The sequence below is a fragment of the Aromatoleum anaerobium genome, from assembly GCF_012910705.2.
Classification (GTDB): domain Bacteria; phylum Pseudomonadota; class Gammaproteobacteria; order Burkholderiales; family Rhodocyclaceae; genus Aromatoleum; species Aromatoleum anaerobium.
Map to the genome: position 1 here is coordinate 670,055 of NZ_WTVG02000039.1, position 22,574 is coordinate 692,628.

Annotated in this window: 17 protein-coding genes; 3 read left to right on the top strand and 14 right to left on the bottom strand. The window is 65.2% G+C overall.

Annotated elements, in window-relative coordinates:
• The first annotated feature begins 304 nt into the window (after positions 1–304).
• Together GO606_RS15365 and GO606_RS15370 are read left to right on the top strand one after the other, a co-directional pair.
• Complete coding sequence (locus tag GO606_RS15365; protein ID WP_169118321.1) at positions 305–979, top strand: hypothetical protein; 675 nt, start codon at positions 305–307, stop codon at positions 977–979.
• Between the two features lie 186 nt (positions 980–1,165).
• Entirely contained in the window at positions 1,166–1,957 is a 792-nt protein-coding gene (locus tag GO606_RS15370) for an enoyl-ACP reductase FabI (RefSeq protein WP_169118322.1), read from the top strand.
• 78 nt (positions 1,958–2,035) lie between these two features.
• Here GO606_RS15370 and GO606_RS15375 read toward each other — a convergent pair whose 3' ends face one another.
• Together GO606_RS15375 and clpB are read right to left on the bottom strand one after the other, a co-directional pair.
• Entirely contained in the window at positions 2,036–3,937 is a 1,902-nt protein-coding gene (locus GO606_RS15375; RefSeq protein ID WP_169118323.1) for a SurA N-terminal domain-containing protein, read from the bottom strand.
• A 206-nt stretch (positions 3,938–4,143) separates the two neighbouring features.
• Entirely contained in the window at positions 4,144–6,726 is a 2,583-nt protein-coding gene (gene clpB, locus GO606_RS15380; RefSeq protein ID WP_169118324.1) for an ATP-dependent chaperone ClpB, read from the bottom strand.
• Between the two features lie 279 nt (positions 6,727–7,005).
• Between clpB and GO606_RS15385 the strand changes: the two genes are divergently transcribed.
• Positions 7,006–7,515, top strand: a complete 510-nt coding sequence (locus GO606_RS15385) for a phasin family protein (RefSeq protein ID WP_169118325.1) — start codon at positions 7,006–7,008, stop codon at positions 7,513–7,515.
• Positions 7,516–7,627: 112 nt separating this feature from the next.
• Here GO606_RS15385 and moaE read toward each other — a convergent pair whose 3' ends face one another.
• The 12 genes from moaE to gltA form a co-directional block, all read right to left on the bottom strand.
• A complete protein-coding gene (gene moaE, locus GO606_RS15390; RefSeq protein WP_169118326.1) occupies positions 7,628–8,104 on the bottom strand; it encodes a molybdopterin synthase catalytic subunit MoaE in 477 nt (158 codons plus the stop codon).
• Positions 8,105–8,107: 3 nt separating this feature from the next.
• Positions 8,108–8,362 (bottom strand): molybdopterin converting factor subunit 1, encoded by a 255-nt coding sequence (moaD, locus tag GO606_RS15395; RefSeq protein ID WP_169118327.1) that lies wholly within the window; start codon positions 8,360–8,362, stop codon positions 8,108–8,110.
• A 4-nt stretch (positions 8,363–8,366) separates the two neighbouring features.
• Positions 8,367–9,572, bottom strand: a complete 1,206-nt coding sequence (locus GO606_RS15400) for a molybdopterin molybdotransferase MoeA (protein WP_169118328.1) — start codon at positions 9,570–9,572, stop codon at positions 8,367–8,369.
• A gap of 3 nt (positions 9,573–9,575) precedes the next feature.
• On the bottom strand, positions 9,576–10,073 hold the full coding sequence (gene mobB, locus GO606_RS15405) for a molybdopterin-guanine dinucleotide biosynthesis protein B (RefSeq protein ID WP_169118329.1): 498 nt from the start codon (positions 10,071–10,073) through the stop codon (positions 9,576–9,578).
• Positions 10,074–10,116: 43 nt separating this feature from the next.
• A complete protein-coding gene (locus tag GO606_RS15410) occupies positions 10,117–11,457 on the bottom strand; it encodes a hypothetical protein (protein ID WP_246979630.1) in 1,341 nt (446 codons plus the stop codon).
• 32 nt (positions 11,458–11,489) lie between these two features.
• Positions 11,490–13,445: a DNA repair helicase YoaA gene (yoaA, locus tag GO606_RS15415; RefSeq protein ID WP_169118331.1), complete on the bottom strand. Its 1,956-nt coding sequence runs from the start codon at positions 13,443–13,445 to the stop codon at positions 11,490–11,492.
• 188 nt (positions 13,446–13,633) lie between these two features.
• Entirely contained in the window at positions 13,634–14,251 is a 618-nt protein-coding gene (locus tag GO606_RS15420) for a class I SAM-dependent methyltransferase (RefSeq protein WP_169118332.1), read from the bottom strand.
• Positions 14,252–14,358: 107 nt separating this feature from the next.
• Positions 14,359–15,471: a cell division protein ZapE gene (zapE, locus tag GO606_RS15425; protein WP_169118333.1), complete on the bottom strand. Its 1,113-nt coding sequence runs from the start codon at positions 15,469–15,471 to the stop codon at positions 14,359–14,361.
• An 88-nt stretch (positions 15,472–15,559) separates the two neighbouring features.
• The gene (lpdA, locus tag GO606_RS15430) at positions 15,560–16,990 is read right to left on the bottom strand and encodes a dihydrolipoyl dehydrogenase (RefSeq protein WP_169118334.1); all 1,431 of its coding nucleotides are present in this window, start codon (positions 16,988–16,990) and stop codon (positions 15,560–15,562) included.
• Positions 16,991–17,070: 80 nt separating this feature from the next.
• On the bottom strand, positions 17,071–18,261 hold the full coding sequence (gene odhB / locus GO606_RS15435; RefSeq protein ID WP_169118335.1) for a 2-oxoglutarate dehydrogenase complex dihydrolipoyllysine-residue succinyltransferase: 1,191 nt from the start codon (positions 18,259–18,261) through the stop codon (positions 17,071–17,073).
• Positions 18,262–18,310: 49 nt separating this feature from the next.
• The gene (locus GO606_RS15440) at positions 18,311–21,139 is read right to left on the bottom strand and encodes a 2-oxoglutarate dehydrogenase E1 component (protein WP_169118336.1); all 2,829 of its coding nucleotides are present in this window, start codon (positions 21,137–21,139) and stop codon (positions 18,311–18,313) included.
• A 138-nt stretch (positions 21,140–21,277) separates the two neighbouring features.
• A complete protein-coding gene (gltA, locus tag GO606_RS15445; RefSeq protein ID WP_169118337.1) occupies positions 21,278–22,573 on the bottom strand; it encodes a citrate synthase in 1,296 nt (431 codons plus the stop codon).
• Between the last annotated feature and the right edge of the window lies 1 nt (position 22,574).

The following is a 22,574-nucleotide window of genomic DNA, read 5'->3' on the forward strand; positions in this document are numbered from 1 at the left end:
GCAAAGCATGCGGACACGAAGCTGCGGACTTCATGCCCGCACGCCCCCCCCTTGCAAACACGCCAGTCTTTGCCACAGTTGTTTCATGGGCATTACCCGCGCGCCCCTCGTTTCCGAGCGGCGCGTCCATGTTCTCCGCTGACTCCGGGGGTCAATAATGGCGAATCCGTCCCGCTCACCCTTTACCCCCGACGCGCTTCAGCTTCCCCCGTCCGCGCAAGACGCCATACCTGAACCACTGCTCGCGACGAATCCTTCGTCCTGGCCGGTGGACGCCCGCACGATACTGCGGCAACTCGTTTCCGTGGCGACGCCGAAACGAAAATGCGACGCGGCGTTTCTCGCGATGGCGCTGGTCGCCGACTTCGCCTTCATCGGCATTTTTGTCGCGTACGCCTTCGCCGAGCACTACGGCATCGAGGCGAGCCCGCTCTACGGCAACGTGAAGTTCTCGTTCGTCGACGGCGGCTATCCCGAACGCTACGGCTATGCCCAGCAGGCCGTTGCGACGCTGCTGTTGCTCGCGACCTACTCGAAGCGCAGACAGCCCGTGTACCTGATGCTGGCGCTGCTGTTCGCGGTGTCCGTGCTCGACGATTCGATGGCACTGCACGAGGCGATGGGGAACTATTTCGCGATGAAAGTCGGCACATCGGTGGCGACAGGAGAGCTCGTCGGGTGGAGCACTCTCGGGTTGCTGCCGATGCTTGCCGTCCTGCTCGGCTATCTGCGCAGCGATTCGCGAAGCAGGCGTGACGCACAGGTGCTCTTCGTCGCCATAGTGCTCCTGCTCTTCTTCGCCGTCGGGATGGACATCGTGCACGGCGTCATCCATCAGCAGTTGGGCCGCTTCCAGACCGTGCTCACGGTCATCGAGGATGGTGGCGAACTCGTCACCTTCACGCTGATCTGTGCGCTGTCCCTCGGCATTTTCCGGCTTCATCAGGAGTTGCAAGGATCGTTCACGGATTCGCGATAAGATGGCCTTCCGCAGCACCCGTTTCCCGCTCGCCACCCCGCCGGCCGGCTCCGCGCCCGCCGCCGCCCCAGCACCGGACAGACGGTTCGGCGCCACAATGCCAGCCCCTGCCGGGCTGCCGAAGCACACGTCCGGCGACGGACCCAGCTATAATCGGCCGCTCAACAAGACGGAGCATTACCAAAAATGGGCTTTCTCGCCGGAAAACGGATTCTGATCACCGGACTGCTCAGCAATCGCTCGATTTCCTACGGCATTGCAAAAGCGATGCATCGTGAAGGCGCCGAGCTCGCTTTCACGTACCAGAACGAGCGCTTTCAGGAACGTGTGGCGAAAATGGCCGCCGAATTCGGTTCCGACCTGATTTTTGCATGCGACGTGCAGAACGATGCCGAAATCGCCGGCCTGTTCGAACAGCTCGGGCAGAAATGGGATGGCCTGGACAGCCTCGTTCACTCGATCGCGTTCGCACCGAGCGATGCGCTCGAAGGCGATTTCCTCGACGGATTCTCGCGCGAGGCGTTTCGCATTTCGCAGGAAGTCAGCGCGTGCAGCTTCCCGCTGCTCGCGAAAGCGGCCCGCCCGATGATGAAGGGCCGCAAGGGCGCGCTGCTGACGATGTCCTATCTCGGCGCAGTGCGCACGATGCCCAACTACAACATCATGGGCCTGGCGAAGGCGAGCCTCGAAGCCTCGGTGCGCTACCTCGCGGTCTGCCTCGGCCCGGAGGGGACGCGGGTCAACGCGATCTCCGCAGGCCCGATCAAGACGCTCGCCGCGTCGGGCATCGGCAACTTCAGCAAACTGCTGTCGTTCAACGAGCACAACGCCCCGCTGCGCCGCAACGTGACGATCGAAGAAGTCGGCAACGCGGCCGCGTTCCTGTGCTCGGACCTCGCCAGCGGCATGACCGGCGAGATCATGTACGTGGACGGCGGCTTCAATACGACGGCGCTGGGCAACTCCGAACAAAACTGAGCGCAGGTTCGCGCAGCGAAAAAAACCCGGCCAGATCGCGCCGGGTTTTTTTTCGGCCCCGAAGGGGCCCTCCTGCCGTTACGGCTGCTGTGCCGTCCGCAGCGCCGCTTCGTTGATTTCGACCTCGTACCGCTCCCGCAGCGACGCGAGGAAAGCGTTGAAATCGCGCTCCGCGATCAGCCGCTGGTACTGCTGCGACACGGCCTGCAGGCGAGGATCGTCCTTTGCCAGTTCCGGCCGCGTCACACTCTCGATGCGGAATACCGAATACCCGCCCTCCGGCATCGCCACCCCCGCGTACGCCGGCAGCTTGCTCTCCGCGGCACCGAACACCGCATCGATCGCCGCCGGAGCGAGTTCCGGACCTCCCCTGCGCACGACGCGCGCCTCGCTCCACGCCCCGCTCGCCTGTTCACCCTTCGCGAGCGCCGCCAGCGCTGCTTCACCGCGGACGACGGCGAGTTTGCTCGCCTCCTCGGCACGCAGCTGTTTCTCGATCGAAGCCTTGACCTCTTCGAACGGCAGACGCTGCGCCGCTTCGAAATCGCGCATCCGCGCTGACACGAGGGTGCCGCGCGACACCTCCACCGCCTCGACGTTGCGGCCGTTCTTCACCGCTTCGTCGGAAAACAGCGCGCTGAGGAGCTTTTCGTTCTTGAAGCCGCCGATCAATCCTTCATCGCGGGAGATCCAGTCCGTCTGGCGAATCTCGAGGCCCAGCGCCTCGGCGGCCGGCTGGAGGCTGTCCGCCTGCTCATAGACGAGGTTGGCGAACTGCTCGGCCTGCTCGGCGAAGCGACGGCTCGCCGCCTGTCGCTTCAGCTCCTCGGCAATCTCGTCGCGAACTTCTTCGAACGGACGGGCCTTCGCGGGCTTGACGTCGACGACCTGGATGATGTGAAAACCGAAATCCGACCGGACCACATCGCTGATCAGGCCTTTTCCGAGGCTGAACACCGCGTCCTCGAACGGCTTGACCATCGCCCCGCGGCCGAAGAACCCCAGTTCGCCGCCGCGCGCCGCCGACCCCGGATCCTGCGACTCGGCCTTCGCCAGTTCCGCGAAGCGCTCCGGATTCGCACGCACCTCGGCGAGCAGCGCCGCCGCCTTTTCACCTGCTTTTGCGACCTCTTCGGCCGGCGCATCGGCTGCCGCCGCGATCAGGATATGGCGTGCGTTGCGCTCTTCCGGCTGGCCGAAGCGCGCAGTATTTGCCTCGTAGAACTTGCGGATCTCGTCGTCGGACACCGAAACCTGCTTCAGCAGCGCGTTTTCGTCGAACACCAGAAATTCCGCGCGCAACCGGGCCGGGCGCTCGAATCGCTCCGGGTTCGCATCGTAGTATTTCTTCGCCGCATCGTCCGGGAACTCGACTTGGGCAAGGAATGCGTCAGGTGAGAATTTCAATTCGCTGACCTTGCGTTCTTCGAGCTGTGCCTCGAGGAAACGTTGCACGGACGCCTGGGCCGTGAAAGCGGATTGACCGACCGCCAGCGCAACCTGCTGGATGCGCAGATCCTGCCCGAGGCGCGCCTCGAACATCGCCGGCGTCATCCCCTGTGCCCGCACCGCGGCCTCGTAACGCTCGAGCGAAAAACGTCCGTCCTGCTGGAACGCCGGCACCGTCGCGATGACCTGCTGCAGCTGCTGCTGCGTCACGATGATGCCGCTGTCCGCGGCGTGCATGGCCAGCAGGCGCTGGTTGACGAGGTTCTCCACCACCGAGCGGCGCATTGCTTCCGATTCGAGCATCGCCCTGTCGACCTGTCCGCCCATCGACTGACGCAGCCGGTCCTGCTGATCGCGCAACGCCTGGTCGAATTCATTCATCGATATTTTCGACCCGCCCACCGTCGCCACCTCGGTCCCGCCGGGCCCGTCGGTGAAGTATGAATCGAGCCCGAAGAAAGCGAACGGGACGATCAGCAGCGCCAGGATGATCTGGGCGATGCGCTTGTTGTTGCGAACGGCATCAAACATCGTGTTTTTCCGTGGAAACCAGGGGAAGGGCGTTCGGCCTGCGCCGAAAACGCAAAGGCGGCATTATCGCATCGCTGCGGGCGGCAGGCCACCGCGGCGACCGGCGTCCGGGCAACGATACCGAAGCGCCGGAAATCCGTGCTTCCCGGGACGGCGCCGGCGACGAGGAAACCCGCCGCCGGGCGGTACGAGAGAGCCCGGTTTCGTCAGCTGCCCTTCGCGAAGACGATCCGGCCGCCTTCGACGTCGACGAGCACCTTGTCCTTTGCGCCGAACTGTCCTTCCAGGATCGCCTTCGCAAGCGGATTTTCGATGCGCTCCTGGATCGCGCGCTTGAGCGGGCGCGCCCCGAATACCGGATCGAAGCCGGCCGACGCGAGCTCCGCGAGCGCCGCATTCGACACCTCCATCGACATGTCCAGCCGCGCCAGCCGCTTGTCGAGGTACTGGAGCTGGATGCGCGCGATGCTCGCGATGTGCCGCTCGTCGAGCGCGTGGAACACGACGACCTCGTCGATGCGGTTGACGAACTCCGGGCGGAAGTAGGTCTTGACCTCGGCCATCACCGCCAGCTTGATGACTTGGTAATCGTCGCCGGCCATCTGCTGGATCATCTGGCTGCCGAGGTTCGACGTCATGACGATGACGGTGTTCTTGAAGTCGACGGTGCGGCCCTGCCCGTCGGTCATGCGCCCGTCGTCGAGCACCTGCAGCAGCACGTTGAAAACGTCCGGGTGCGCCTTCTCCACCTCGTCGAACAGGATCACGCTGTAGGGCTTGCGGCGTACCTGCTCGGTGAGGTAGCCGCCCTCCTCGTAGCCGACGTAGCCCGGCGGCGCGCCGATCAGGCGGGCAACCGAGTGCTTCTCCATGAACTCGCTCATGTCGATGCGGACCAGGTGCTCTTCCGAATCGAACAGGAATTCGGCGAGCGTCTTGCAGAGTTCGGTCTTGCCGACGCCGGTGGGGCCCAGGAACAGGAACGAGCCGTACGGGCGGTTCTCGTCGGAGAGGCCGGCGCGCGAGCGACGGATCGCGTCCGCGACAAGGCGCACCGCCTCGTCCTGGCCGACGACGCGCTGGTGCAGCCGTTCTTCCATCTTCAGCAGTTTCTCGCGCTCGCCCTGCATCATCTTGCTGACCGGGATTCCGGTCGCGCGCGACACGACTTCGGCGATCTCCTCGGTGCCGACCTCGGTGCGCAACAGCTTGAACTTGCGCTCGCCGCCGCCTGCGGATTCGGCTGCCTTCAGCTGCGCCTCGAGCTGCGGCAATCTGCCGTATTGCAGCTCGGCGAGCTTGTCATACTGGCCCTTCCGCTGCATCTCGGCCATCTGCGTGCGCAGCGCCTCGATCTCCTCCTTGATGTGCTGGCTGCCCTGCACGCTCGCCTTCTCCGAGCGCCAGATCTCCTCGAGGTTGGCGTACTCCCGGCCGAGCTTGTCGATCTCGTCGCGGATCAGCACGAGGCGCTTCTGCGACGCCTCGTCGGTTTCCCGCTTCACCGCTTCCTGCTCGATCTTGAGCTGGATCAGGCGACGCTCGAGCTTGTCCATCACTTCCGGCTTCGAGTCGATCTCCATCTTGATCCGCGCCGCGGCCTCGTCGATCAGATCGATCGCCTTGTCGGGCAGGAAGCGGTCGGTGATGTAGCGGTGCGACAGCTCGGCCGCGGCGACGATCGCCGGGTCGGTGATGTCGACGCCGTGGTGCAGCTCGTATTTCTCCTGCAGGCCGCGCAGGATCGCGATTGTCGACTCGACGCTCGGCTCGTCGACGAGCACCTTCTGGAAGCGCCGTTCGAGCGCCGCGTCCTTTTCGATGTACTTGCGGTATTCGTCGAGCGTCGTCGCGCCGATGCAGTGCAGTTCGCCGCGCGCCAGCGCCGGCTTCAGCATGTTGCCGGCGTCGATCGCGCCTTCGGCCTTGCCGGCGCCGACCATCGTGTGCAGCTCGTCGATGAAGACGATGATCCGCCCTTCTTCCTGCGCGATCTCCTTCAGCACCGCCTTCAGCCGTTCCTCGAATTCGCCACGGTATTTAGCCCCCGCGAGCAGCGCCGCCATGTCGAGCGACAGGACGCGCTTGCCCTTGAGCGTTTCGGGAACCTCATCATTGACGATGCGCTGCGCAAGGCCCTCGACGATCGCGGTCTTGCCAACGCCCGGCTCGCCGATCAGCACCGGGTTGTTCTTCGTGCGACGCTGCAGGATCTGGATCGCACGGCGGATCTCGTCGTCACGTCCAATGACCGGATCGAGCTTGCCCGCGCGCGCGCGATCGGTAAGGTCGAGACAGTACTTGTTGAGCGCCTCCCGCTGCCCTTCGGCGTCCTGGCTGCCGACGCCGGCACCGCCCCGCACCGCGGTGATCGCCGCTTCGAGCGGCTTGCGCGACAGGCCGTGCTCCTTCAGCAGGCGCCCGGTCTCGCCCTTGTCGTCGGCGAGCGCCAGCAGAAACATCTCGCTGGCGATGAACTGGTCGCCGCGCTTCTGCGCTTCGCGATCGGCCAGATTCAGGAGGTTCGAAAGGTCGCGCCCGATCTGCACCTCGCCGCCGTGTCCCTCGACCTTCGGCAGCCGCGTGAGCGCCTTGTCGAGCGCAGCCTTGAGCGGCGGCACGTTGACGCCGGCACGCTGCAGCAGCGAGACGATGCCGGCATCCTCTTGGCCGAGCATCGCCAGCAACAGATGCTGGGGCTCGATGAACTGCTGGTCGTTGCCGACTGCGATGCTCTGCGCATCGGAGAGGGCCTGCTGGAACTTCGTCGTGAGCTTGTCGAAGCGCATGGTGGGCGTTCCTTGTTCTGAATGGATTGCCATCGAAGATGGGGGCACGGACAACAAAGTCAACGGTCTGCGAAAGCCGGTGACCACGCCTGGTCAACGCCAGGGGAAGCGTGCGGGCAACTGTTGCTGCGGTGCAACGGATACAGGCAGTGCGGTATTACGCCGACTCCATCCTCCTGTAATATGTCCGGATGCCGGAGCGAGGAAGCGGTGCCGCATGTACGGCGCCGACAGCGCTTGGTAGTTCCAGTGTCAAAACTTTGCGCGTGGAGGAAGAATATGGCAATCAAACAGGACCAGATCAACGAGCTTCAGAAGAAAAATCTCGAAGCGGCGGTGCGTCTGGCGCAGATGTCGATCGAAAACTCGCAGCGCATCATGGAACTGCAGGTTGCGGTGGCGAAGAGCCTGTTCGAAGAAGGAGTGGAGAACGCGAAAGCGCTTTCCAACGTCAAGGATCCGAAACAGGCGATCGAACTGCGCACGCAGTACGCGCAGAGCACGACGGAAAAGATGCTGTCCTGCGCACGTGAAATGGCGGAACTGACGAACCGCACGCAGGCCGAAGTCGGAAAGCTCGTTGGCGAACAACTGTCCACCGGCGGCAAGGACATGTTCGAGGCGATGCAGAAGATGTTCACCGGCATGCCGATCACCGACCAGAATGCGATGACCGCGCTCCAGACCGCAATGGACACGACTCGCTCGGCCTTCGAGCAGATGACGCGGGCTTCGTCTGAAGCGTTCCAGATGTTCACGCAGCCGGCTGCGACCAAGACCAAGAAGTAAGGCCGGCCCGGTTTTGCGACAACGGCGCCCATGGGCGCCGTTTCTCCGTCGTTTTCCCGCCGTCTCCAGACTCCATCCGCGGCCTCCTTCCCGCCGCGAATGCGCAGGCGGATCAGTCCCCCGGGCGCGGCTCCGACTCCGTACCCCAGCGCGCCGCTGCGCTGTCGTCGCTGTCCCGCGCATCGACCCAATGCGCCCCGTCCGGTGTTTCCTCGAGCTTCCAGAAGGGCGCGCGAGTCTTCAGATAGTCCATGACAAACTCGCATGCCGCGAACGCCTCGCCACGGTGGGCCCCGGCGACGCCGACGAAGACGATGCGGTCTCCCGGCTCGAGCCTGCCGTAGCGGTGGATCACGCGCACGCCATCGAGTTGCCAGCGCCGGCGGGCTTCACCGACGATGTCTTCGAGCGAGCGCTCGGTCATTCCCGGATAGTGCTCGAGGGTCATCGCCGCGACTTCGGCACCACCGCTGACATCCCGCACCAGCCCGACAAAGCTCGCCACGGCCCCGACCTCGAGGCGCCCCTGCGACAGCGCGGCAATCTCGGCACCGACATCGAAATCTGCTTGCTGGACGCTTACCGACATGTTTCAGCCTCCGGTGACTGGCGGAAAGAATGCGATTTCGTCGCCGGGACCTACCGGATCGGCCGGATTCGCCATGCGCTGATTGCGGGCGGCGCGCACGTTGCGCCCTTCCGCGAGCGCGTCCCACTTGTCGCCCCGGTCGGCAAGGAAAGCACGCAGATCCCCGACGGTGGCGACCCCGGAGGGCAGCACGAACGATTCTTCGGCACGCCCGACCGTGTCCCTGAGCGACGCGAAATAAAGGATTTTGATGTTCATGATTTCAGTATAACAACTCGCCGTAAGGCAGAAAGCGGACCGTCTCGCCGCGCGCGATCGGCGTGTCGGCCGGCACATCGACGAGCCCGTCGGCCCACACGATCGACGACAGCGCCGCAGCGCCCTGGTGAGCATACAGCTCGACGCCTCCTGCATCGTTGAAGCGCGCGCGCAGGAACTCGCGCCGGCGATCCGGTCGCGGCCAGTCGAAATCGGCGCGCAACGCGAGAGCCCGCGGTTTCAGCGCGCTCGCCCCCTGCGTCGCGAGGATGAAGGGCCGCACCATCATCAGGAAGGTCACGAAGCTCGACACGGGGTTGCCCGGCAGGCCGATGAACGCGGCTGCTCCGACGCGCCCGTATGCGAGGGGCTTGCCGGGTTTCATCGCGATCTTCCACAGGTCGAGCGAACCTTCGGCTTCGACTGCGGGCTTCACATGATCTTCTTCGCCGACCGAGACGCCACCGCTCGTGAGGATCAGCTCGTGCCCCTGCGCGGCGTCGCGCAACACCGCGCGCGTTGCCTCGAGACGGTCCGGCACGATGCCGAAATCGGTGACTTCGCAACCGAGCTGCAGCAGCAGCGCGCGCAGCTGGAAGCGGTTGGAGTTATACACGCCGCCCGGCGGCAAGGTTTCGCCCGGCATGACCAGTTCATCGCCGGTGGAAAACAGCGCGACGCGCATCCGTCGCACGACCGGCAGCTGCGCGATGCCGACCGAGGCGGCGAGTCCGAGTTCTTGCGGGCGCAGCCGCGTGCCTGCCGCCAGAACCGTATCACCCCGGGCGATCTCGCTGCCCGCCAGTCTTACCGCCTCGCCCGCGCGGGGTTGATGATTGATCACCACTGCCTCGCCCTGGTGCTCGCACATCTCCTGCATCACGACGACGTCGGCGCCGGCGGGCAGCGGCGCTCCGGTGAAGATGCGGGCAGCCGTGCCCGGTTGAAGCGGATGGCCGACGCTGCCCGCCGGAATCCGCTGCGACACCGCGAGGGACGCCCCGGGCGCCGTGACGTCGGCTGCACGCAACGCGTAGCCGTCCATCGTCGAAGTGTCGAGCGCAGGCACCGAAACCGGGGAATGCAGATCGGCAGCCAGCACCCTGCCCTGCGCGACGAAGGTGTCGGCCATGTCGATTTCGCGGATCGGCTGGGCCTTACGGATCAGCGTTTCGAGCGCTTCGTCGAAGGAGAGCATATTGGCGTTCATGATTTACGTGGCTAGACGTGAGTGAGCGAGAATGAATTCGGCAATCGCCGCGCCGTCGTCGAGCGCGAGCGTCGGCAGCGGACAATCGATCCCGGCGTTGGTCGCGACCGCGACCACGTGGGGATTGTCGGCCCAGAGCGGCGGCTTGCCGTGCGCCGGACGATGCACTTCGATCTTCGGCACGGCGGCGGCCTTGTAACCCTCGATCAGCACGACGTCGCACGGCGACAACAGGCGCAGCTGCTCTTCGAGCGTCGGCTCGGGTGCGCCGCGAAGCTCGTGCATCAGCACCCAGCGATCGTTCGACAACATCAGCACCTGGCTGGCTCCCGCCTCGCGGTGGCGAAACGAGTCCTTGCCCGGGCGGTCGAGGTCAAAGCCGTGGTGGGCGTGCTTGATGACGGAAACCGAGATCCCGCGTGCGGTGAACTGGGGAATGAGCTTTTCGATCAGGGTGGTCTTGCCGCAACCGGACCAGCCGGCGATGCCGAATACGATCATCAGTGGTTCGCTCGATTCAAATGTTGAGGAGAATACAACATGCTCAGGATTGTGCGCAGGGAAGTGCCACCACTGCGGCGAACCCGCCGCCGGGAGTGCGGAAGTTCGTCGTCTGGCCGCGATACAGCCGCGCCACGAGAAGTTGCACGCGGCCGCGGTACACGTAATTCCGCAGGTCCATCTTCAAGTCGGTCGCCGTACCCCCGACCGACAGGCGCCGCGCGCTGGGCGGCACGAGTCGCTGCGCGATGTAGTCGCCGGCGAGAATTTCGTCGAACACCCTGCGCGTCAGCTTGTCGCCGCGATACGTCGCCCGGCTGCCGAACCCCGACGCGGGCTTGAAGAACAGTTCCCTGCGGCCGCGCCACAACGCGTCAGCGTCCTCCGGCCGGACCTGGCGTGTAGCCGGGATGCCGGCGGCGAGCACGGCGCGCGTACCGGCCTCGACACCGATCGCCCGCAGCACCGCGTCGTCGGCAAGCAGCGCGAGATTGCGCTTGTCGGCGTACAGCGCATGGGCGCGCGGGTGCGGGGTGATCACCGCCGCCTGCGCCGCCCAAGCCTGGGCAAGCGCTGCGCTTTCCGGCTCGGTCAACGCGAAGTCGGTGAGGCGGTTGTAGACGAGATCGACAACGGCCTCACCGAGCCACAGGCGCCCGTCGGCGAATTCGAGCTCGCCCGGATCGCAGATGAACGCGGCCAGTCCGTGGCGTTCGAACAGGCGCTGGAACAGCACGAATTCGGGCAGCAGGTACTGGGACTGCGGTTCGCGATCAACGATCACAACTGTCCGCAACACCTGTTCACCGCGCATCGCGCGCCATTCGCTGCGGAACATGTCGATGAACGCGGCTTCCGGATCGTTCGGCCCGCCTGCGGCGACGGCCGCTTCGAGCGGCGCGACTTCGGCACAGCACGTGCGCTGCGCGCGGGCCAGCGCAACATTGAGCAGCGCGCCGCCGGCGTTGGTGTTGATCTCGATAAGCTGCGGCCCTTCGGGGCCGAGGTGAAAGTCGTAGCCGAGAAACACGCCCGCCGCCGCGGTCGGCAGCTTCGCGGCCGCCGGCGCATGTTCGAATACCAGCGCCTCCCAGCCGGGCAGCGCGACCACGCGCTCGACCGCGGCGATGATCTGCGCCATGCGCGCCTGGTGATGCGCAGCGACGAAGGCGACCGAATCGGCAAACAGGTGCGGGCGGGTCGAGACGATCATCGACAGGAGCGCGCCGTCACGGGCGTCCCGTTCGAGCTCGCTGCGCAGGCGCTCATGATCGAGCGAGACGCACTGGCAGCCGCGATTGAGGCGCTCGGCGACATCCAGGCAATCGCCGTCGGACAACGCGCGCAGCAGCGGATCCAGCCCGGGGTCGACAGCTGTACTCATTGGTGTCTCCATCGTGTCCCCCACCCTGCGACTCACGTGCCCGGGGGTGGCGGCAGTTGTTCGAGAAACGCGACCGCCTCGGCCTCGAGGCGGGTGCGACGCATCGGCGGCAGGCTGCGCCAGATGACTTTGCCATAGGGCTTGTCGATCATCCGCGGGTCGCAGATGCACAGCACGCCGCGGTCGCGTTCGCTGCGGATGAGGCGGCCGGCGCCCTGCTTCATGTTGATCACCGCGCGCGGCAACTGGTAATGCATGAACGGGTTGCGGCCGCTCTTCTGCAGGTGCTCGACGCGTGCCGCGAGTACCGGATCGTCCGGCGGCGCGAACGGCAGCTTGTCGATGACGACCAGCGACAGCGCATCGCCGGGCACATCGACGCCTTCCCAGAAACTCTGGCTCGCGACGAGCACCGCATTGCCGAGACGGCGGAAACGTTCAAGCAGTTCTGTCCGCGACCCTTCACCCTGCAGCAGCATCGGCAGCTTGTCGCCGGCGCGCTCGAGGCCGTCGGCAAGCAGGCCGTGGATGCGCCGCATCGCGCGCAGCGACGTGCACAGCACGAACGTCCGCCCGCGCGCCGCGCGTATCAGCGGCAGCACGGTCCTCGCGACGGCTTCGGCATAGGCCGGATGGTTCGGGTCGGGCAGGCCGGCCGGGGCATACAGCAGGGCCTGCTCGGCGTAGTCGAACGGGCTGCCCCACACTTCGGTCAGCGGTGGCGGCTCGAGCCACGACAGCCCCAGTTCGTCGCAGTAGTGGCCGAAGTCGCTGCCCACGGCGAGCGTTGCCGAGGTGAAGATCCACGCTCGCGGATGGCTCTCGAGCTGGCGGCGGAACACCTGCGACACGTGCAGCGGCGTTGCGTTCAGCGCGGCCGACTGTGTGAACACTTCGACCCAGCGGATCAGCTCGGCCGAATCGGGCGTGCGCCAGCGCCCGAGCCGTTGCTGGATTTCATCGGTGCGGCGCAGGCAGTTCGCGAGCCCTTCCGAGCGTTCGGCCTGCGTGCCGAGGATCGCGGCGAAGCGGCCCAGTTCGTCGTCGAGCGTCTTCAGCGCATCGTGGAATTGCGGCAGCGCGGCGGCCTGCGCGGCCGAGAGTCGCGCCGGCTCCGGACCGAACGCGAGCCGCAGGTCGCGCGCCGCCTTCTCCAGCGCCCGGCTCGCGTCGATCAGTTCGCGGCAATCACGCGCCCCGGCGAGCGTCTCGGAGCGCGTGTCGCGCGCGAGTTCGAGCAGCTGCGCCGTCGACAGGTTCTCGCCGAAGAACAGGCTCGCCGTTTCCGGCAGCTGGTGCGCTTCGTCGAAAATTACCGCGTTGCACGCCGGCAGCAGCTCGCCCATGCCTTCGTCGCGCAGCATCACGTCGGCGAAGAACAGGTGGTGATTGACGACGACGATGTCGGCGTCCATCGCGGCACGCCGCGCTGAAAGCACGAAGCATTCCTTGACGTTCGGGCATTCCTGGCCGAGACAGTTGTCGCGCGTCGAAGTGGCTGCCAGCCACGCCGCGGAGTCTTCGCGCACTTCCGTGCATTCGGCCTTGTCACCGCTGTGCGTCGTTTTTGCGAAGCGTGCGATCGCGCGCAGATCGACCGCATCCTGCGCGGTGAGGAAGCGGCCATCATGCGAATTGCGTTCGAGGTGGTACGGGCAGACGTAATTCGCGCGGCCCTTCAGCAGCGCCACGGTGACCGGCACCCTCAGCGCGGCGCGCACCGTCGGCAGGTCGCGATTGAAGAGCTGGTCCTGCAGCGTCTTGGTGCCGGTCGACAGGATCACCTTGCCGCCGGACAGCAGCGCCGGCACCAGATACGCGAACGTCTTGCCGGTGCCGGTGCCGGCTTCGGCGACGAGGACGCGGTTTTCCTGCAGGGCTTCGGCGATGCGCCGCGCCATCTCGAGCTGTTGCGGGCGAGGCCGGAACGACGGCACTGCCGTGGCAAGCAATCCATCGGGAGAAAAGGCGGAATCGATATCTGGCATGGCGCAAAACAGGAGCAGTCGGCAATGCTATCACCAGTGGATGGCGCAGGACGGCTTTCGCCCCGGGCCGCTTCGGCAACGCGCGCGCCAGAGAGCGCCGATCGGTTGATGACGGCCGATTGGCGCTACGCGACCGGCGTACGAACGACGCCGTCCCGCGTCGACGATCGCCTGCCGCCGTCCCCGGCTCAGGCGCGGTTACGAAAACGCAGCAGCGTCCAGTAGCCGAAGGCGTTCACCGGCGTGGCTTCGGTCAGCTCGAGATGCGTCAGGCCGATGAACGCATCGAGCGGAAACAGCGGCCGGAACCCTAGCGAACGCGCGAGCGGCGCGAGGCTGCGCTCGATGCGCGACGCGAAACCGTTGCTGCGGGTGAAATGATTGACGACGACGACTTCGCCGCCGGGCCGGCAGACCCGCTCGAGTTCCTGCATCATCACCGCCGGATCGGGAACGACTGATGCGACATACAGGGCGCTCACCTTGTCGAAGCTCGCATCCGGAAACGACAGCCGCTGCACGTCCATCGCCATCAGCGCGACATTGCGCAGATCGTGGCGCTGCACCTGGAGACTCGCGCGCGCGAGCATGTGGGGGGAAAGGTCGATGCCCGTGACGCGGGCGTAGCGGGGGTAATGACGCAACGACAAGCCGGTGCCGACGCCGACTTCGAGGACCTCCTCGCCCGGCCGGCAGTTCAAGGCCTGCACCAGCCGCCGTCGCCCGGGCTCGAAAACCGGGCCGAACAGGATGTCATAGACCGGGGCATAGCGACGGTAGGCGGCAGTAATGGCTTGCTGGTCCATGTCACTCGCAACGGGTCGGATGATCAGCTCATGTTAGCAGCCGCCCGGGGATTATGCGCGCTCAAGCTGGAGCGGGACGGGGTGCGCGGCGGGCGCCTCATGCCCCGTCACTCTGTGCGGTGGGCCTCGGCAAGGTAATCGCGGCTGCGCATTTCCATCAGCCGGCTGACCGTGCGGACGAACTCGTGGGCGTTGTGGCCGGTCGTGTACAGCTCGTGCGCCTCGACTTCGGCACTCATCACGAGCTTGACGCGATGATCGTAGAGGACGTCGACGAGCCACGTGAAGCGCCGCGCTTCGGACGCATTCCCGGCGCTCATGCGCGGCACGCCGGAGAGCAGCAGCGTGTGGTGCTCGCGGGCGATTTCGAGATAGTCGTTCTGCGACCGCGGACCCCCGCACAGCGTCGTGAAATCGAACCAGATGACGCCGGGGGCGCGCCGCACCACCGGCAGCTGGCGGCCGAGCAGGTCGATCGCGCCGGTTTCGCCGTCGCACGCGGCCAGACGACGAAAATCCTCGCGCATCTTGCGCTCGGCCGCGTCGTCGTCGGGAACGAGGTAAATCTCGATCTTCTCCAGCGTGCGCAAACGGTAATCGGTGCCGTAGTCCACTTCAATGACATCGAAGCGGCGCTTGATCATCTCGATGGCCGGCAGGAAGTTGATGCGCTGCAGCCCGTTCGGATAGAGGCCGTCGGGCGGATAGTTCGATGTCATGACGAAGATGACGCCGCGCGCGAACAGCGCATCGAGGAGGCGCCCGAGGATCATCGCGTCGGCAATGTCGGAGACATGAAACTCGTCGAAGCACAGCAGGCGCGTCTGGCGCGCGATGCGATCGGCGACGCGCTGCAGCGGATCGGGCGCGTCGTTGAAGTTCTTCAGGTCGTTCTGCACTTCCTGCATGAACGCGTGGAAATGCACGCGGCGCTTACGCTGGTAAGGTACCGCGTCGAAAAAGCAGTCCATCAGGAAGCTCTTGCCGCGCCCGACGCCGCCCCAGAAATAGACGCTGCGCGGCATCCGCGGCCGGGCGAGGAGCTTGCGCAGCGTCCCGCGGCGCGCGGCCTTGAACCCGATCAATTCCGTATAGAGCTGCTGCAGGCGCTGCACGGCGGCGCGCTGCTCGGGGTCGGACTTGTAGCCGCGGGCCTTGAGCTGCGCCTCGTAGGCATCGAGCATTCCGTGCTGCGCAACTTTGAGAACACGATGGGGCATGAAGGCACTGAAAAAGCGATGTTCAGAAACGAAATCAGGGGTGGCCAGGATATTCCCGCGCCACCCCTGTCTTGCGGCAGGCCAACGATCAGAAGTGCAGCGGCCGCTTGTCTACCGCCAGCGCCGCTTCATGCACGACTTCCGACAGCGTCGGGTGAGCGTGACAGATGCGCGCCAGGTCTTCCGCAGCGCCGCCGAACTCCATCGCGACGACCGCCTCGGAGATCAGCTCCGACGCATTTGCGCCGATGATATGCACGCCGAGGATGCGATCGGTGTTGGCGTCGGCGAGCATCTTGACGAAGCCGGTCGGGTCGCCGGAACCCAGCGCGCGCCCGTTCGCCATGAACGGAATCTTTCCGGCACGATAGGCAACGCCTTCGGCTTTGAGCTGCTGCTCGCTCTTGCCGACCCAGGCGATCTCGGGCGACGTGTAGATGACGCCGGGGACGGTGTCGAGATTTGTGTGACCGGCTTGCCCGGCGATGATCTCGGCGACCATCACCGCCTCTTCCATCGCCTTGTGCGCGAGCATCGGGCCGCGCACGACGTCGCCGACGGCGTAGACATTCGGCAGGTTCGTGCGGCAGTGTCCGTCGACGACGATCTGGCCCCGGTCACTGACCTCCAGCCCGACCGTGGAAGCGTTCAGGCCGTCGGTGTTCGGAACGCGGCCGACCGAGACGATCAGCCGCTCGCATTCGAGCGTCGCTTCCTTGCCGTCCTTGCCGGTGTAGGCGAGCGACACGCCGTCCGCGCCAACCTTGGTCTCGCCGATCGTCACGCCGGTCTGGATATCCAGCCCCTGCTTCGTGAAGACTTTCAGCGCTTCCTTCGCGACGTCCGCGTCGGCGAAGGACATGAAGTCGGGCAGCGCTTCGAGGACCGTCACTTCCGCGCCGAGCCGTCGCCACACCGAGCCCATCTCGAGGCCGATGACGCCCGCGCCGATCACGCCGAGCTTCTTCGGCACCGAATCGAAATCCAGCGCGCCGACGTTGTCGCAGACGATCCTGTTGTCGACCGGGATGCCCGGCAGGTGGCGCGGCTTCGAGCCGGTCGCGATGATGACGTGCCTGGCTTCGACGGTTTCCGCGCCGACCCTGACGACATACCCTGCCGGCCCGTTGCCTTCGAAGCTGCCGTGTCCGGCGAGGAAAGTGACCTTGTTCTTCTTGAACAGGCCCTTGATGCCGCTGGTGAGCTGGTCGACGACTTTGTTCTTGCGGCCGATCATCACCGGCACGTCGATGCTCACCTTGCCCTCGAGCCTGATGCCCTGGGTCGGAAACGCATGCTCGGCTTCCTCGAACAGGTGCGAGGTGTGCAGCAGCGCCTTCGACGGGATGCAGCCGACGTTCAGGCACGTGCCGCCGAGGCGCGGCTCGCCTTTCGGGTCGGCATAAGGGTTGGATTCCGCGCACGCGGTCTTGAAGCCCAGTTGTGCAGCGCGAATCGCTGCAACGTATCCGCCCGGTCCGCCGCCGATGACGAGGACGTCAAATTGCTTGTCAGCCATTATTCACTCCGGAGAAAGGGAACAGCGTGGCCAACCGGCACGGCGAAGCTGCCGTGCCGGTCCGCCACGCAGCCGGTCAATCAGACGTCGAGGATCAGGCGGGCCGGATCTTCCAGCGCTTCCTTCATCGCCACCAGGCCGAGCACCGCTTCGCGGCCGTCGATGATGCGGTGGTCGTAGGACAGCGCCAGATAGTTGATCGGGCGGATGACGATCTGGCCGTTCTCCACGACCGGACGGTCCTTGGTGGCATGGATACCGAGGATCGCGGACTGCGGCGGGTTGATGATCGGCGTCGACAGCATCGAGCCGAACACGCCGCCGTTCGAGATCGAGAACGTGCCGCCTGTGAGCTCTTCGAGCGACAGCTTGCCGTCCTTGGCCTTTTGGCCGAATTCGGCGATCTTCTTCTCGATGTCGGCGATCGACATCTGGTCGGCGTCGCGCAGGATCGGCACGACGAGACCGCGCGGGCTGCCGACGGCGATGCCGATGTCGATGTAGCCGTGGTAGACGATGTCGCTGCCATCGACCGAGGCGTTGATGATCGGGTAACGCTTGAGCGCAGTGACCGCCGCCTTGACGAAGAAGCCCATGAAGCCCAGGCGCACGCCGTGCGCCTTCTCGAACTTGTCGCCGTACTGCTTGCGCAGCGCCATCACCGGCGCCATGTTGACTTCGTTGAACGTCGTCAGGATCGCGTTTTCATTCTTCGACTGGATCAGACGTTCGGCGATGCGCGCGCGCAGGCGCGTCATCGGCACACGCTCTTCGGCACGATCGCCGCTCGGAACCGCGGCCGCGGCCGCGGCCGGCGCAGCGGCGCGCGGCGGCTGGGCGGCCACTGCGTCTTCCTTCGTTACGCGACCGCCGCGGCCGGTGCCGGAAACGTCCCCGGCAGCGACGCCCTTCTCCTCGAGGATCTTGCGCGCAGCGGGGCTCGGCGCTCCGCCGGTGGCCAGCGCCAAGGCCGGTGCCGGCGCGGCAACAGCCTGGACCGCCTCGACGCGCCTGGCCCCGGCCGGCGCTTTCGCTTCGGTGTCGATCTGGGCAATCAGGTCGCCGCTGGTCACGTTCTCGCCGTCGGCCTTGACGATCTTCACCAGCACGCCGTCAGCCGGTGCGGGGGTTTCCAGCACGACCTTGTCGGTTTCGATATCGATGAGGTTCTCATCGCGCGACACCGCGTCGCCTTCCTTCTTGTGCCACGCCACCAGCGTGGCCTCGGATACGGATTCCGACAGTTGCGGCACTTTCACTTCAATCAACATGAATTTCTCTCCCCGTGTTGTCCGGTATTGTTCGGCGTTATGAGTTGAATCAGTCCTGAAGCGGGCCGAAGGCGTTCTCGATGACCGCTTTTTGCTGCGCGTTGTGCTTCGCGTAGTAGCCCACTGCCGGCGATGCGGCCGCCGGACGCGACACCAGCAGAAGCTTGCGCTTCGGTCCGAGCACATTCACAAGGTGCTGGCGCGACGCGAGCCAGTACCAGGCGCCCTGGTTGCGGGGCTCCTCCTGTGCCCAGACGATTTCCCGTGCGTTCGGGAACTGGTCGACGGCCGCCCCGAAGGCAGCGACCGGGAACGGATAGAGTTGCTCGATCCGCACCAGCGCGGTGTCCTTGATGGCGTTCTCGCGGCGATAGGCAAGCAGTTCGTAGTAAAGCTTGCCCTGGCACAGCACCACCCGCTTGACCTTCTTCGGATCGAGCGCCTCGGTCTCGCCGATGACGGTGCGGAATTTCCCGTCTTCCAGTTCGGCCAGCGTCGAAGTGGCTTCCTTGTGGCGCAGCAGCGACTTCGGCGTGATGATCACCAGCGGTTTCCTGACCTTGCGCAGCATCTGCCGGCGCAGCAGGTGGAAGATCTGCGCAGGGGTCGTCGGCACGCAGATCTGCCAGTTGTTCTCGGCGGCGTTGTTCATGAAGCGCTCGATCCGCGCCGAGGAGTGTTCCGGGCCCTGGCCTTCGTAGCCGTGCGGCAGCATCAGCGTGAGCCCGCACAGGCGGCCCCACTTCGCTTCGCCGGAGCAGATGAACTGGTCGAGCACGACCTGGGCGCCGTTGACGAAGTCGCCGAACTGGGCTTCCCACACGACGAGCTCGTTCGGCTCGGCGGTCGCATAGCCGTACTCGAACGCGAGGACAGCCTCTTCCGACAGCACCGAATCGAAAATCTGCAACGCGGCCTGGCCGTCCTGGATATGCTTCAGCGGCACGTAAGTGCCCTGGTCCCAGCGCTCGCGCTTCTGGTCGTGCAGCACCGCGTGGCGGTGGAAGAAGGTGCCGCGGCCGACGTCCTCGCCGGAGATACGCGCGCCGAACCCTTGCGCGAGCAGGCTCGCATAGGCGAGGTTCTCGCCCATCCCCCAGTCGAGCGGCAGGTCGCCCTGGCCCATCGCGGCACGGTCTTCGAGAATCTTCTTGACCCGCGGGTGCAAGCTGAAGCCTTCGGGCAGCGTCGTCAGGCGCTCGGACAGGCGCTTGAGTTCGGTCAGCGGGATGCCGGTCTCGCCTTCGTCGGTGTAGGGCTGGCCGATGTAGGGCGTCCAGTCGACGGCGTACTGGCGGTTATGGCCGGACAACACCGGGTTGTACAGCAACTGGCCCTTGTCCAGATGCTCGCGGAAGTCCTTGATCATCTTTTCCGGCTCGTCGGGCGCGCACGTCCCTTCGGTCACCAGCCGGTCGGCGTACAGTTTGCGCGTGCCCGGATGGCTGGCGATCTTGCGGTACATCAGCGGCTGCGTGACCATCGGCTCGTCTTGCTCGTTATGGCCGAGCTTGCGGTAACAGACGATATCGACGACGACGTCCTTCTTGAACTCCTGGCGGAACTCGACAGCCAGCGCGGTCACGAACGCGACCGCTTCGGGGTCGTCGCCATTGACGTGGAAGATCGGCGCTTCGACCATCTTGAAGATGTCGGTGCAGTAGAGCGAGGAGCGGTAGTCACGCGGATCGGACGTGGTGAAGCCGATCTGGTTGTTCACGACGATATGCACCGTGCCGCCGGTGCCATAGCCGCGCGTCTGCGAGAAGTTCAGCATCTCCTGGTTCACGCCCTGGCCCGCCACCGCGGCGTCGCCGTGGATCAGCACCGGGATCACCTGGCTCTTGGTCTCGTCCTTGCGGCGCACCTGGCGCGCGTAGACCGAGCCCTCGACGACAGGATTGATGATCTCGAGGTGCGACGGGTTGAACGACAGCGTCAGATGCACCGGGCCGCCCGGGCTCATCACGTCGGACGAGAAGCCGAGGTGATACTTGACGTCGCCCGCGGTGAGATCGGCCGCCGCCTTGCCTTCGAATTCGGCGAAGAGCATCGACGGCGACTTGCCCAGGGTATTGACGAGCACGTTCAGCCGCCCGCGGTGGGCCATCCCGATGACGATCTCCTGCGCGCCGAGCGTACCGCCGACGCGGATCAGCTCGTCCATCGCGACGATCGTCGATTCGCCGCCTTCGAGCGAAAAGCGCTTCTGGCCGACGTATTTCGTGTGCAGGAATTTTTCCAGCGTCTCGGCGGCGGTGGTGCGCTCGAGGATGCGCTTCTTCATCTCGGCGGAGAAGCGCGGCGTGCCGCGGACACTCTCGAGACGGCTCTGGATCCAGCGCTTCTGGCCGGTATCCGAGATGTGCATGTATTCGGAACCGATCGAGCCGCAATACGTCTGGCGCAGCGCTTCGAGAATTTCGCGCAGCGTCGCGTGATCGGCCGAGAAGCCGTGGAACGACCCGACATTGAAGCTCTGGTTGAGGTCCGCTTCGGTGAAGCCGTAGAACGACGGCTCGAGTTCGGCCAGTTGCGGCCGCTCGGTGCGCTTGAGGGGATCGAGATTCGCCCAGCGGTTGCCGAGGAAGCGATAGGCGTTGATCAGCTGCAACGTGCTGACCTGGCGACGATCGTCGCCGCCCGCGGTCACGGTGCGCACCGGGCCGCGCTTGGCGAGTTCGGTGAATGCCGCGATGACTGGACCATGCGCGACATCACGCACCGCGGCACCGGCCTGCGCCTGCAGGGCGTCGAAATAGCCGCGCCAGGCTTCCGGCACCGACGCCGGGTCGGCGAGGTAATTCTCGTAGAGCTCTTCGATGAATGGCGCATTCGCGCCGAACAGGTACGAAGTCGATCGGAGCTGCTTCATCATGTTAATTGCCACCTGTGTCTTGTTATCGCTGCAATCGGCGAATTGCTCCGGCGGCCCCGAAAAAAACGGGATGGCCACATCGCGCCATCCCGTCGAGGTCGTGGTCGGACCGGTTCGCCGCCTCTCCCTGTTCGTCTCTTACGGACGTTGGTCCAGCGCCGGTACGTCGCGCCGCGCCGCACCAATGTACAACTGGCGCGGCCGACCGATCTTGTATTCCGGATCGGTGATCATCTCTTCCCACTGCGTGATCCAGCCCACCGTGCGCGCCAGCGCGAAGATGCAGGTGAACATCGACGTCGGGATCCCCAGCGCCTTCTGCACGATGCCGGAGTAGAAGTCGACGTTCGGGTAAAGCTTCTTCTCGACGAAGTACTGGTCTTCGAGCGCGATCTTCTCGAGTTCCATCGCCAGCTTGAAGAGGCGGTCGTTCTCGAGGCCCAGTTCGCCCAGCACGTCGTAGCAGACCTGGCGCATGAGCTTGGCGCGCGGGTCGAAGTTCTTGTAGACGCGGTGGCCGAAGCCCATCAGCTTGAAGCTGTCGTTCTTGTCCTTGGCACGCGTGATGTATTCGCCGACGCGCGAGACGTCACCGATTTCCTCGAGCATGTTCAGGCAGGCTTCGTTCGCGCCGCCGTGCGCCGGGCCCCACAGGCAGGCGATGCCGGCGGAGATGCACGCGAACGGGTTGGCACCCGACGAGCCGGCCAGGCGCACCGTCGAGGTCGAGGCGTTCTGTTCGTGGTCGGCGTGGAGCGTGAAGATGGTGTCGAGCGCGCGCACCAGCACCGGATTCGGCTCGTACTTCTCGCACGGCGTGCCGAACATCATGTGCATGAAGTTCGCCGTGTAGTCGAGATCGTTGCGCGGGTACATGAACGGCTGGCCCATGTTGTACTTGTAGGCCATCGCGACGATCGTCGGCAGCTTCGCGATCAGACGGTTGATCGAGATGTTGCGGTGCTCGGAGTCGGAGAAATCCATCGCCTCGTGATAGAAGGCCGACAGCGCGCCGACGACGCCGACCATCACGGCCATCGGATGCGCATCACGACGGAAGCCGGTGTAGAACTTCGTCATCTGGTCGTGCAGCATCGTGTGGTTCTTGATGGTGTTCTCGAACTCCACCTTCTGCCTCCCGTTCGGGAGCTCGCCGTTCTTCAGCAGATAGGCGACTTCGAGGAAGTTGCACTTGTCGGCCAACTGCTCGATGGGATAACCGCGATAGAGCAGTTCACCCTTGTCGCCGTCGATGAACGTAATCGTGGACTTGCAGCTCGCGGTCGACAGGAAGCCCGAGTCGTAAGTGAAGAAACCGGTCTTGGCCCCCAGCGTGCGGATATCGATGACATCATTGCCATGGGTGCCGGTCATTACCGGGAATTCGACGGTCTTGCCATCGACGGTTAGCGTTGCAGTGCGTTCAGTGCTCATA